The sequence below is a fragment of the Hypnocyclicus thermotrophus genome, assembly GCF_004365575.1.
Classification (GTDB): domain Bacteria; phylum Fusobacteriota; class Fusobacteriia; order Fusobacteriales; family Fusobacteriaceae; genus Hypnocyclicus; species Hypnocyclicus thermotrophus.
On the sequence record NZ_SOBG01000013.1, the window covers coordinates 1 to 14086 of the forward strand.

7 protein-coding genes are annotated in these 14086 nt (G+C 25.0%); 5 read left to right on the forward strand and 2 right to left on the reverse strand.

What is annotated here, in order from left to right; translation table 11 throughout:
- Positions 1-65: 65 nt before the first annotated feature.
- The gene (gene glmS, locus EV215_RS10280) at positions 66-1898 is read right to left on the reverse strand and encodes a glutamine--fructose-6-phosphate transaminase (isomerizing) (RefSeq protein ID WP_134113927.1); all 1833 of its coding nucleotides are present in this window, start codon (positions 1896-1898) and stop codon (positions 66-68) included.
- A gap of 543 nt (positions 1899-2441) precedes the next feature.
- On the opposite strand from glmS, the gene EV215_RS10285 reads away from it, so the two are divergent.
- The 5 genes from EV215_RS10285 to EV215_RS10300 all read left to right on the forward strand — a co-directional run bounded on the left by EV215_RS10285 (position 2442) and on the right by EV215_RS10300 (position 10861).
- Positions 2442-4442, forward strand: a complete 2001-nt coding sequence (locus EV215_RS10285; RefSeq protein ID WP_134113928.1) for a PTS sugar transporter subunit IIA — start codon at positions 2442-2444, stop codon at positions 4440-4442.
- The gene (locus tag EV215_RS10290; protein WP_134113929.1) at positions 4436-6541 is read left to right on the forward strand and encodes a BglG family transcription antiterminator; all 2106 of its coding nucleotides are present in this window, start codon (positions 4436-4438) and stop codon (positions 6539-6541) included. Before EV215_RS10285 ends, EV215_RS10290 begins: the two co-directional genes overlap by 7 nt.
- 333 nt (positions 6542-6874) lie before the next feature.
- Entirely contained in the window at positions 6875-7024 is a 150-nt protein-coding gene (locus tag EV215_RS10545; protein ID WP_166667409.1) for a hypothetical protein, read from the forward strand.
- Positions 7025-7593: 569 nt separating this feature from the next.
- Complete coding sequence (locus tag EV215_RS10295) at positions 7594-9492, forward strand: PTS mannitol transporter subunit IICBA (RefSeq protein ID WP_134113930.1); 1899 nt, start codon at positions 7594-7596, stop codon at positions 9490-9492.
- A gap of 226 nt (positions 9493-9718) precedes the next feature.
- Entirely contained in the window at positions 9719-10861 is a 1143-nt protein-coding gene (locus EV215_RS10300) for a mannitol-1-phosphate 5-dehydrogenase (RefSeq protein ID WP_134113931.1), read from the forward strand.
- 2405 nt (positions 10862-13266) lie between these two features.
- Here the strand turns inward: EV215_RS10300 and EV215_RS10305 are convergent.
- Positions 13267-13803: a hypothetical protein gene (locus EV215_RS10305; protein ID WP_134113932.1), complete on the reverse strand. Its 537-nt coding sequence runs from the start codon at positions 13801-13803 to the stop codon at positions 13267-13269.
- Between the last annotated feature and the right edge of the window lie 283 nt (positions 13804-14086).

A 14086-nucleotide genomic window follows, 5' to 3' on the forward strand; every position in this document is an offset into this window, starting at 1 on the left:
AAACTAAAAAAAAGTTATGCTATAGATAATATAACATAACTAAAAAAAAAAAACAATTTTTAAATTTATTCAACAGTAACAGATTTAGCTAAGTTACGAGGTTTATCTACATCAAGCCCTCTTAATATTGATACGTAATATGCTAATAATTGTAATGGCACTATTGCCGTTATTCCTGCTATCAGATCATCTGTTTCCGGTATAAATATTACTTCATCTGCTACTTCTTCTATTGTTCTATTACTTATTTGAGTTACTCCTATTACATAGGCACCTCTTGCTTTTACTTCCTTAATATTTGATAATGATTTTTCAAATAAATTATCTTGTGTTGCTATTGCAACTACTGGTACATTTTCTTCTATTAATGCTATTGTACCATGTTTTAATTCTCCTGAAGCAAATGCTTCTGTATGCATATACGCAACTTCTTTCATTTTTAATGATGCTTCTGTAGCTATACTATAATCTAAACCTCTTCCTAAAAAGAATCCATTAGTATTATCTTTGATTTTTTCTGCTATTTTTTTAATTTTTTCTTCTGTTTCAATAATAGATTGTACTTTATCCGGTATAGCTAACAATTCATCTACTATATGAGAATAATTTTCTTTAGAAATATTTTCTTTAATATCAGCTAAATAAAGAGCTAACATATAGAATACGACAACTTGAGTAGTATAAGCTTTAGTTGATGCAACAGCTATTTCAGGGCCAGCCCAAGTATAGATAACATTATCAGCTTCTCTAGCGATAGATGAACCGATAACATTAGTAATAGCAAGTGTAGTAGCACCTTTAGATTTAGCTTCTCTTAAAGCGGCTAATGTATCTAAAGTTTCACCAGATTGACTTACTAAGATAACTAAAGTGTTTTCATCAATAAAAGGATCAGAATATCTAAATTCCGAAGCTATATCAGCATCAGCTTTAATTCCAGCAATTTTTTGCAGAGCAAATTTACCTTGTAATCCCGCGTTATAAGCAGTACCGCAAGCGATAATATAGATATTAGTGATAGAATCGATATTAGATTTATCAAGATTAATATCATCAAACATAATTTGGTTATTTTCATCTAATCTTCTATTAAGAGTTTCTCTGATACCTTGAGGCTGCTCATGAATTTCTTTAAGCATAAAATGAGGATAGCCAGCTTTAGTAGCTTGATCCATAGACCATTCGATAGTATGAAGATCTCTATTAATAACATTTTTATCAAGATCAAAAATTTCAATAGAATCTTTAGTGATAACTCCGATTTCTTCATTTTCTAAGAAATAGACCTCTTTAGTATATTTTAAAAGGGCAGGAACATCGGAAGCGATAAAGTTTTCATTAGTTCCTTTACCAATAACTAAAGGACTGTCTTTTCTAGCACAGAAAATAGTATCGGGATTTTTAGTATTTAGGATACCTAAAGCATAAGCACCTTTAACTTTTTTAAGAGTTTTTTGTATAGCACTAAAGAAATCATCAGATTGTTTAGAATAGAAATCTAAAAGATGAGGAATAACTTCAGTATCAGTTTCAGAAAAGAAGTTATAGCCTAATTGAGTAAGTTCTTTTTTAATATCCATATAATTCTCGATAATCCCATTATGAACAACAGCAATAGATTTATCCAAGTTAAAATGAGGATGAGAATTCTCATCGGAAGGAGCACCATGAGTAGCCCATCTGGTGTGTCCAATAGCAATATTTCCTGCAATAGGATTAGATTTAAGATCTTCATCTAAGACTTTAAGTCTCCCCTCTTTTTTTCTGATAATAAGCTCTTGATTATAGTTAACAGCAATCCCGGCTGAATCATAACCGCGATATTCAAGCTTCTCTAAACCATCAAGAATAATTTCACTAGCATTATTATCACCAATATAACCTACAATTCCACACATAAAAATTCCTCCTGTAATTTTTAGATTTTAGAAGGAAACGCTGCTTGAATACTTTTGTCCTATAAGTCACCTTATAGATTTGTGTATTTCTAAGGCTGCAGCAACCGTAGAAGCATCCGCCGAAAATTCGATAACTTCTCTCCTCGTCAACTAAGATAAAAAAATTTAATTAAAGTAAAACTTTGTATTTTTAACTTAGTTCTGGCGCTAAATCTTTTTTTTATTTCCTTCTAATTGATATAAGTTGAGATATTCATAACAAGGTGTTAAACTTAAAATATATAAGAAATCTTCAACTTATATGAAATATAAAATTTTAAATGTACGAACATAAGAATTATAGCAAAAAAAACATAGAAAGCATAGGGAAAATAATGCATTTTCAGGTATAAATTCTTTCATAAAAATTCGAAAGAATTTATTTCGAATAAAACAGAATTATTTGATGTTGTATTTATATTGGAAAAATAATACAATATATAGACGAAAATAGTTAATAATTAACACTTTGTAAAAAAACAATTAAATCTTTCGGGGGTTAAAATGAGAAAGAGAATATATAAAAGAGTAGCTAATTTAATAAGTAAAATCATATTAGAGAATATTCCATTTTTTATTCTGCTTGGAATTTTGAGTTTTTTCGGTTTGGAATATTCAATGTTAAATGATTTTAAAGATATAATGCATAAATATGTTATACCAGTAGTAGTAACATATACCGCAGGGAGAACAATAGAGAATAAATTTGGTGGAATAACAGCAGTAATAGTAATGGGAGGAGTATTATCAAAATATAGTTTTCAATCATTTTTAGGCCCAATATTGATAGGAGTAATAGCAGGTATAGTAATTAGAAAATATAGAGAACAGATAAAAAAGATACCATATCCCGGATATGAGATGATACTAAATAATTTAGGAACAGTCTTTATAAGTCTTCTTTTAATTATGCTATTTGTATATATTTTACCAGTTTATGGATATGTACAGGTGAAATTTCTAAATAGATTTAAAGAAACTATATTTAATATAACTTATTTTCCGTTATTTTCCGTTATAATAGAACCGGCAAAAGTGTTTTTTTTGAATAATCTGATAAATCATGGGGTATTATCAGTATTAGGATTAGCGGAACTTAACGAAAAAGGAAAATCGATATTTTTTTTATTAGAAACAAATCCTGGTCCAGGACTTGGTGTATTGCTAGCATATTATTTTTATGAAAAAAAGAAACAGAATCATGTTAAAACAAAGGATATAGCCTCAAATATTTTTATACAGTTTATAGGAGGGATACATGAAGTGTATTTTCCATATGTGTTAAGAAGATTGACTCTTATACCGGCGTTAATAATGGGAGGAGTAACAGCAGTATATATATTTCAAAGATTTGATGCAGGTCTTGTAGGGGTAGCTTCTCCTGGTAGTATAATAATGTTATTAGTATTAGCACCGGTAAAAGATAAAATTATTGTATTTTTTGGAGTAATGATATCAACGGTAGTAACATTTTTAATATCATATTATATATTAAATAGAAAAGAAATAATGAATGGAAAAAAAGAGATAGATAATATGTTTAATAGAATTTATGTAAATGAAAAAATAAAATATAGAGAAAAAATAAATATATATGTAGTATGTGATGCGGGAATGGGTTCAAGTGCAATGGGAGCAACACTGTTGGAAAGAAAGATAAAAAAAGCAGGAATAAGGAATATAAAAGTAGATAATAGTTCGGTAGATAGAATACCTGAAAATGGAGATATAATAATAGTGCATAAGCAGTTATTAAATAGAATAGATGTAAATGAGAGTGAAAAAAATATAATAACAATAGATGATTTTATGGATTCGAAATTTTATGATATATTGGTAGAAAAATTAAAAAACACTATAGATTCAGATATAGTATTGGGAAAAGAAAGAAAAAATATAATAAATATAGAAAAAATAGTAAGAGAGGAAAAACTAACAGAAGAAATAAATAAAAAATATAAAACTAAAAGATCTGAATTGATGAAAGATAAAAAAGAATTAAACATTGAAAAAGAAAATAAAGAGCAAAAAGAAAACAGAATAGAAAATATAGTAAAAAATAAAAAAATACTATATAGAGAAAACATACAAATCGGATTAAAAAGGACAGAAAAAGAAAAAGCATTAAAAAATATCGGGAAAGAATTATTCGAGAAAGGTTATGTAACAGAGGAATATATAGAGACTATATTAGAACGAGAAAAAGTATCAAGTACATATCTTAGTTATGGGATAGCTATTCCTCATGGATCAGCAAAAGGAACACCATATATAAAACAAAGTGGAATAGTAATACATCAATATCCTTACGGTATAGATTATGGAGATGGAAAAATAGTATATATAATAATAGGGATAGCAGCATTAAAAGATAAACATATACAAATAATATCAAAATTAGCAGAATTAATAGATAATGAAAAAATATCAGAACAGCTTTCAACTGCCATAGATATTGAAGAAATATATCAAATATTTTTAGATTTGGAGGAAGAAATTTGTTAAATAAAAGATGTCTGGGAATAATTAAATATATGATAGATAATAATAAATCGGTTTCTTTGAAAGAGATATCGAATATATTTGATGTAAGTGAAAGAAGTATTAGATATGATATTGATAATATCAACTATTTTCTGGCTAAAAATGGACTTAATCAAATAGAAAAAATGTCAAAAGGTTTATTTAAGATAAATGAAACAGACGAAAATCTGTATAAAATAATAGAGATATTAAACACCAGATTTTATACATTTTCAAAGCACGAAAGAAAAGAATATATAAAATCATTGGCATTATTTTCAATAGATGCAATAAGACTGCATGAAATTTCAGAAACTCTTTCTGTAAGTATAAGCACTATAAAGCTTGATTTGAAAGAGGTAAAAATATTTCTTAATGAGAGTAAATTAAAACTAAAATTTTTATCAAAAATAGGGCTTGTATTAAAAGGTAATGAAGAAAAAATAAGAAAAGCACAACTTAAATTCTTAATGGAATATCTTGATATATCAAAAGATACACTGATTAGTAAAATAAGAAAAGATGAAACTTTAGGATATAAACTTATAAGAAATGAATTAAAATTATATTTTGAAAATTTTCCTATAAGAGATGTAAGAATATTTATAAAACGAATAGAAAGAGAGCTGCAGACAGTTATATCAGATGAAGCGTATAGAGTATTACAATTTTATCTGATGATAGCCCTTACAAGATTAAAAGAGGGAAAAACGATAGTAAGCAGAGAAGAAAATGAAAAATTTTTAAAAAGTACAAAAGAATACAATGTATTGATAAAAGAGCTTGTTCATTTTGAACAGAATTTTAATGTAGAATTTAATGAATATGAAATACTATTTTTAACGGAACTGTTTTTAGGAAGTCATTCATATAATTTTAATACATCATTTTATGAAAACTGGATAGAGATAGAGATATCAATAAATGAAATTATAAAGGATGTAGGAAAAGCATTGGGAATAGATTTGTCTAATGATAAGATACTATTTGATGGATTACTTAATCATCTGAAACCAGCGATATATAGAATAAAAAATGATATAGTATTAGAAAATGAGATATCGAATGAAGTTAAGGAATTGTATGATGAGTTGTTTGATATTGTAAAAAAGGTATGTGAAGATAAACTGCAGATATATATAAATAAACAGGTCCCAGATGAAGAGATAGCATTTCTAACAATACATTTTAAAACAGCAATAGATAGAAAAGCTAATAATCAAAAAGAAACTAAAAATGTAATGATAGTATGTGGATTTGGATATGGAAGCTCAAAGCTATTAGCTCAAAAGCTATTGGAAAGATATGATGTAAATGTATTGGATACATTACCGTATCATAAATTTTTGGAAATAGAAAACTATAATGATATAGATCTTATAATATCAACATTAGATGTAGATGATAAAATAGGATATCCGTTTCCAATAGTAAAAGTAAATCCTATATTTTCTAAAACAGATAGAAAAAAACTTGAAGAATATGGATTAACAGAAGTGAGAAAGAAAATATCATTAGTAAAATTAATGGAAGTAATAAAAGGGGAATGTGAAATAGAGAATGAAGCAGTTCTTGCAGATAAACTTAAAACATTTCTAAGAGGAAAACTATTTGATGATAGGGATAAATTAGGTAAGAAAAATTTAAATATGTTATTACCAATAAAGAACATTAAATTGGATTGTAAAGCCGATAATTGGGAAGATGCAATAAGACAAGCAGGAAAAATATTAGTAAAAAATGGTTCTATAAAGCCTGGATATATAGATGAAATGATAGAGGCGGTAAATAAGAATGGAAGCTATATGGTAGTGGCAGGTAAAATAGCTCTACCTCATGCAAGATTAACGAATTCAGTGTTAAAAACAGATATGAGTTTAATTAAGTTAAAAGAGGTTGTAGATTTTCCTGAAAATAAAAAAGTAAAAATGATACTAGCATTTTCAAGTGTAGACCAAAATGAACATATAGAAGCATTAACAGAACTTGTTACATTAGTAGAAGATTATGAGTTTATAGAATTTATAGAAGAAATAGATGATCCGGTAGAGATAAAGAAATTTATAACGGAAAAAAGCTAAAAATCGGTTACTAAAAATCGGTTAGCAGATAGGAATTGGCGATTGTAAAGGATAAAAAAATAGAATCCAATTATTTTGAAGGAATAAAAAAACAATTGGAAAAGAAATTTAAAGATATAATTAATATAAAAACATAGAGAGAATTGGAATGAATAAATGAATACTGTATTGCTAGTGAAATATATTATAAAAATGAGAAATAAAGTAAATATTTCCTATGTAAATGCAGGGTATATTTTTGATAAAGATTCTTTTAGTTCAGTTTAATAATGTAATAAAAAAATCGGGAAATGAAGATATTAAACCGGGTTGGTCAAATAAAGTGATAGAGTTATGTTTTTTATTTTAAATGCAAGAATAACGAGAGAAACGTATATTTATAAATTAAATGAATATTTTAAAAGTTTTAATATAAATAATGGAAAATACAATAAAAATCAGAAAAATATTTATGAAATTTTAATGATATATGGAGATCAGTAAAAAGCTGTTTCGTAATAGATTTAAAAATCCATATTTAAAAGATGAAGTAAAAAGAGTAGGAAGATAATAGTTTAGAAAATTAAGTTTTAATGATAGATTAATAAAACCTTTAAGAGAAAGTCTAGATATGGTATAAGTAATGAAAATCTTATGGGATAGCAGCAGCATTAAAATATGAAAACATAGAAGATGAAATAGAATTATGTGAGGGCAAGTTTTTCTTGCTCTTTTTTAATTTACTGTATAAAAGTTAAATTAAACTGTTAAAGTGGACAAATTGTTGTTTTTTTAAAAAAAGAATCAAGTTCACTCGTAATGAAATTAAAAAAAATAAAATTTTTCAAAAAAAAAAGAATTTTTTTGTTTCTTTTAAAAACGAAAACCTTTATTTCGGATACAGTTGAAACGTTTGAACATTGAACGAAATGAATTATAAAAGTATAATTTGAACATACAAAGTACTTATAGCTAATATAGAGACAGAAACAAAGTCAATTTGCCATGACTATAAAGTTTTACTGTTAATTTAGTATTAAGTTTAGGTTTTAAATTAAAAGGAGGAAAATTAAATGAGTCAATCTAATTTATCAGAAAATCTAGGTGAACAAAATTTAAAAGTAAAAGTTCAAGCTTTTGGAAGATTTTTAAGTTCGATGGTAATGCCAAATATAGGAGCATTTATAGCCTGGGGATTAATTACGGCATTATTTATTCCTGTAGGATGGATGCCAAATGCAACATTATCAAAATTAGTAGGACCAATGATAACTTACCTGTTACCTCTATTAATAGGATATACAGGTGGTAAAGTTATAGGTGGAGAAAGAGGGGCAGTAGTAGGAGCAATAGCAACATCAGGCGTAATAATAGGAACAAATATTCCAATGTTTATGGGTGCAATGATAGCAGGGCCTGTAGGTGGATATTGTATCAAGAAATTTGATGAAGCAATACAGGGGAAAATAAAAGCTGGATTCGAAATGTTAGTAAATAACTTCTCATCGGGGATAATAGGAATGATACTTGCTTTATTCTTCTTTAAAGTAATGGGACCTGCAGTTGAAGTAGCAAGTACAGGTCTTGGAAATGCGGTTCAAGTGTTAGTAAAAATGAACTTATTACCATTAACATCAATTCTTGTTGAACCAGCAAAAATATTATTTCTAAATAATGCAATAAACCACGGAGTATTTACACCGTTAGGAGTTCAACAATCAACAGAAATAGGAAAATCATTATTCTTCTTTATTGAAGCTAATCCTGGTCCAGGACTTGGAATATTATTAGCTTATTGGTTTTTTGGAAAAGGATCAGCAAAAGAATCAGCACCAGGTGCAATAATAATTCATTTCTTAGGTGGAATACATGAAATATATTTTCCATATGTATTAATGAATCCATTATTAATAATAGCAGCTATTTTAGGGGGAATGTCTGGAGTATTTACAAACGTAATCTTAAAAGGTGGATTAATAGCACCGGCAGCTCCTGGAAGTATATTTGCTGCATTAGCAATGACACCAAAAGATGGGTTTTTAGCAACAATATCAGCAGTAGTGGTAGCTGCAGCAGTTTCGTTCTTTGTAGGAATAATTATTCTTAATAAAGAAGGACAAGCAGAAGAAGACCTTGAAGCAGCCGAAGTTAAAATGAAAGCAATGAAAAATAAACCATCTACTTCAGCAAATAATTCATTAGATGCAGTAACTGGTGTATCTAGAATAGTAGTAGCTTGTGATGCAGGAATGGGATCAAGTGCAATGGGAGCAAGTCTTTTAAGAAAAAAAGTTAAAAATGCAGGATTAAATATAGATGTAACAAATTTAGCAATTAATAATCTTACAGAAGATATTGATATTGTTATAACTCATAAAGATTTAACACCGAGAGCAAAAACAGTAGTAAAAAGTCCTATACATATGTCTATAAGTAACTTTATGGATGGAGATTTCTACGATAATTTAGTAGAAGAGTTAAAAAAAAAACAAATAAATAAAGGGACGGTTAAAATTGAAACTAAAGCCAATGATAGAGATGAGGCTAAAAGTGATATATTAGTTAAAGAGGGTATTACTTTAGGATTACCCTCAATATCTAAAATAGAAGCAATAAAAGAAATAGGAATAAAAATGGCAAATATGGGGTATGTAGCGAAAGATTACTATAAGTACATGTTAGAAAGAGAAGAAAAATCATCGGTATATATTGGAAATGGTGTTGCTATTCCACATGGAACACTTGAAGGAAAAGCAGAAGTTCTAAAAACAGGGATTGTAATAAATCAATACCCAGAAGGAATAGATTTTGATGGAGAAAAAGCCTATTTATTAATAGGTATAGCTGGTAAAAACAATGAACATATAGACATTATTTCAAATATAGCAGATATAATAGAGGATGAAGACAAAGTCGTAGAACTTGGAAAAACTAAAAATATAGATGATATTTATAATTCTTTCATAATATAAAACAATAAATATAATATATGTTTAATTATAACAAAGTTTGTTGTAGAGAGAGTGCCTTGATATGAAAATTTAATGGCAAAAGAAACGAATAAAATATTTTTTTAGTTTACATAAAGATGGCACTCTCTATTTATATATTCTAAAATAAGTTTTGTTTTTTAAGAAAAATAAAAAATAATTTAAAAAATTAAAAAGAGTTAGGATGAAGAAAGGCGGTTATTGAAAAATGAAGATAGCTATACAATTTGGTGCGGGAAATATTGGAAGAGGATTTATTGGAAAACTGCTTTCACAATCTGGATACAAAGTATATTTTACTGATATAAATGAATCAATAATAAATGAAATGAAAAATAAAAACCAGTATATTGTAGAAATAGTAGGAGAAAAAAAAGAAGAAAATATAGTAAAAAATATAGATGGAGTATTATCTAATGATAAATCATTAATAGATATAATTGCAGAAGCTGAAATAATTACTACTGCGGTAGGGCCTACAGTTTTATCAATTATTGCCAAAACATTAGCAGAAGGAATAGAAAAAAGAAAAGCATTAGGAAATACAAGTTTTTTAAATATAATAGCATGTGAAAATATGATAAAAGCTTCTACATTCTTGAAAGAAGAAATTGAAAAATATATTTCTAACGACACAGCTGAATTTATTGAAAAATATATTGGTTTTCCTAATTCAGCAGTAGATAGAATAGTACCACCAATGGAAGATAGCACTGATCTATTAAGAGTGAGAGTTGAAGAGTTTAAAGAGTGGATAGTTGATAAAACACTATTTAAAGGAACAATTCCTGAAATAGAAGGAATGCAATTGACAAATAATTTAATGGCGTTTGTAGAAAGAAAATTATTTACTTTAAATACAGGACATGCAATTACTGCATATATAGGTGTATTAAAAGGATATAAGACTATAAAAGAAAGTATAGAGAATGAAGAAATTCAAAACATAGTAAAAAATGCTATGAAAGAGAGTGGAGAAGTACTTATAAAGAGATATGGATTTGAAAGAGAAAAACATTATAAATATATAGATAAAATATTAAATAGATTTAAAAATCCATATTTAAAAGATGAAGTAAAAAGAGTAGGAAGACAACCACTCAGAAAATTAAGTTTTAATGATAGATTAATAAAACCTTTAAGAGGAACTTTAGAATATGGTACAAGTAATGAAAATCTTATATATGGGATAGCAGCAGCATTAAAATATGAAAATGCAGAAGATGAACAAGCTAAAGAATTGCAAGAAAAAATAGCAGCTAATAATATAAAGGATGTAATAAAAGAGATAACTTCATTAGAAGAAGAAATTATAGTAGAAAAAATAGCAGCTAAATATCTTTCTTTATAAAAAATAATATAAATACTTTAAAATTAGTTTTAAACTTTGAAGAAAGAAAATAGAAAAAGTTATATACTATTATATATATAAATATGGATAGAATAAAAATTAATTTTTTTAGACACTCATAGGTAAAGTAAAACTTTAGTTTAGGATTCCCTTAAATTTGTATATATAACAATCCTGTTTTTCTTTCTTCATTTTTTAATAAATGTTTTTTCAAAATTATAATCATAGTTAAAAATATACATGATTATAATTTTCTCTCACTTTAAAGGAGTGACTATAAATTAATTAGTCGCCCAGATTCTAGACAATAACTATTGGTAAAAAACTAACTTTACTAATGGTTATTGTTTTTTTATTAGAGAAACTTATATCGTTATCCTATTGTTATACAAAATATTTTTGTTTGAAAATAAAAATTGTTTGAAAATAAAAAAATATAAATTTTAAAAACCAAGAAAGAAAAATGAAAAAAACATAAATTATTATCGATTATATAAAAGAATTATATAACGTTAATTTAAAAAATATAAATTATTCAAATGTTAATAATTAGGATAGAAACTTAAATGAAAGTTATTTTCAAAAAAAATTTTTGAAAATAAAAATATTATATTTAATAGTAATAAAGTTGAGAAATTATTAAAAAATTAAAATTGAAATCAGAAATCATGGAAAAATATGTAAATTAAATATATATATAATAAGAATACTACAAAGATGCGGTATTACTCTTAAAACAATAGGAGACGAAAATCCAGTATCATTTATAGAAGGGGTTGACATTGATGTAGTTAATGGTGGAATTTAATTTAAAAATTAAAAACCATGATAATAATTTATGTTTTCATTAGTAATCCTAACTGTATCAAAATAAGAATTCTCTTAAAAAATTATTAATACTATATCTTTAGGAGATAGCATTACAATAAATGATTATAATTAAAATAGTTCTAGTGTTTCTTTAATACTTTATACACAAGAAAACATAATATTATCAAATAAAAAAACATGAGATTACGTTAATATAGAAATTGATTTGATAGCTAAACATGTGGGAGAATTATTAAATTTCGAAGATGACAACAACTCAACATTAGATAATAATTCTATGGAGGATCTATTGAAAAAAATGGGTTCTATTAAGGAGAGAAAATCAAGATTGATAAACTTATAAATTAAATAAAAGGTGACAAAATAATAAAAAATATAAAAATTAAACAAATGAATATTAATACAAAATTAATTTTAAGAATAGAAATTTTATTTAAGTTTTGTATAGAAATGATAATTGTAAAATAAAAGGATAAAATATTTAAAAAATTAATAAGAAATTTATAGTTAATGAGAATATAAAGTACGTGCCTCAATGAAAAATTTTCAAATCAAATAAAAAATGATATTTAAGATTTAACTAAAAAAAATTAAAATATAAAACTATTAGGATTAATTAATAGATGATTTAGAGAATAAATTTTTACAATTAATAAGCAAATGATTAATGTATAATTATATATTATGCAAGTTGGATTTAGTGAGAATGTATTAAATAAAAAATTAGAAACAATATGAAAGGTTTGAGATGTGTTATAGTATTTATAGAGTATATAATAATATAAAAATAACATTAATAGGGCCTTATATTAAAAATTAGAAGAATTTAATAATAAATTAATATAATAAAATTAATTTTTAAAGAATTAAGAATAATATTTGTAGTAAAAAAAGAAAGAAATTTATAAATAAAAAAACTAAATATAGAATAAAATAAATTTTGTTGAGAGTTTGTAAAAAATAGAAAATAGAAACTAGTTAAATAAAGTAAAAGAAAATTTTTTGTAGATAATAGAAATAAAGATATCATATTAAACAAATATAAGTCCTATAATTAAATAAAAGAAATGTATATATATTGATAATAAATTTTATTTTATTAAAAATAATAATTTTAGAAAATTAAGTTGTTATTAACAATATTTGGAGTTTTTTTAATAAACAATATAAAAAAAGTTCATCTGAAATAAAAAATAAAGAATTAAATACTTTCTATGGAAAATATATTTTTTGATTTTAATTATATTAGTTATTTTGAAACTATTAGTATCGAATATTTATGTCCTATAATCATAAATATGTAATATAATTTTATTATTAAAAAAACAATTACATTAAAATAATGTAATCTATTTCACCTATATAATAATAAAGAAACTAAATCATATTAAATAAAATCCGATAATTTATTTTATGTATATTAAAATAATAAAATAAATTATATCCATTTGATACTGCATCTAAAAGAAACCGTATCAAATGTATTATTAAATAAAATGAATAAAAGAATTAATAAAACTAATTAAAAATTATTTATATAATAAAAAAAGATAAAAAATATAATTTTATCTTTTTTATACTAATTTATTTATAGATTTTTTAAGTTCTTTATTATTTATAATTTTTGAATAAAGATTTAAAAAGTTATGAAACTCATCAGAAGTAATTTCTAATTTTTCTTTTAAATATATTTCGATATTCTCTTTATCTTCTGGTAATAAAGTTTTTTTATTCTTTCTATTTATTTCATCTATAGTACCTTGACCTTTTAAATATTTTATAACTTTTTTCCAATTTTTTTCGGGAGTTACTTTCCTTAAAAGCATAATAGCACTATAATTTAATTCTGGGATATCATTATATCCGTTATCATTTAAAAAAGTAAGAATTTTAGGGTTATTCTTACTTTCAATTATTAATTCTCCCGCTTTTTTAGTGTTCATAATTTTAGGAGTTTTGCTAGTATAATTACGTACTTTTAAAAACTTAGATAAAGGGATATCACGCGTTTCAAGGTAAAATTCAACAGCAAATTCATTAAACGCTTTATTTTTAGGCGTTTTAGAGCTATTAATATAATTTATCATATTTTCGATTTTTGAAACGTTCATTATTATTTACACCTCCAAATTCAATAAAACTCAAATTAAAAAAATAAAAAATAATAATTATTCCGAATAAAAATTATCTTATATTTTATAATAACAGATAATAAATATAATGTCAATTATATTTATTATCTGTTTTTTTATTTATTTTTACTTACATTTTTTTTTACTTCAATTAATTTTTTTGCCTTTACTTAAGCGCTACTTCATGTAGCGCTCTACTTCTTTTCCTTCGTATATCTTTTTCCCTTCTTTATCATATATTTTTCCTTCTCCTTCTGGGGAT

Coding starts and splice junctions, on each gene's coding strand:
- glmS (WP_134113927.1), bottom strand. CDS start 1,898: ATGTGTGGAATTGTAGGTTATATTGGTGATAATAATGCTAGTGAAATT.
- EV215_RS10285 (WP_134113928.1), top strand. CDS start 2,442: ATGAGAAAGAGAATATATAAAAGAGTAGCTAATTTAATAAGTAAAATC.
- EV215_RS10545 (WP_166667409.1), top strand. CDS start 6,875: ATGTTTTTTATTTTAAATGCAAGAATAACGAGAGAAACGTATATTTAT.
- EV215_RS10295 (WP_134113930.1), top strand. CDS start 7,594: ATGAGTCAATCTAATTTATCAGAAAATCTAGGTGAACAAAATTTAAAA.
- EV215_RS10300 (WP_134113931.1), top strand. CDS start 9,719: ATGAAGATAGCTATACAATTTGGTGCGGGAAATATTGGAAGAGGATTT.
- EV215_RS10305 (WP_134113932.1), bottom strand. CDS start 13,803: ATGAACGTTTCAAAAATCGAAAATATGATAAATTATATTAATAGCTCT.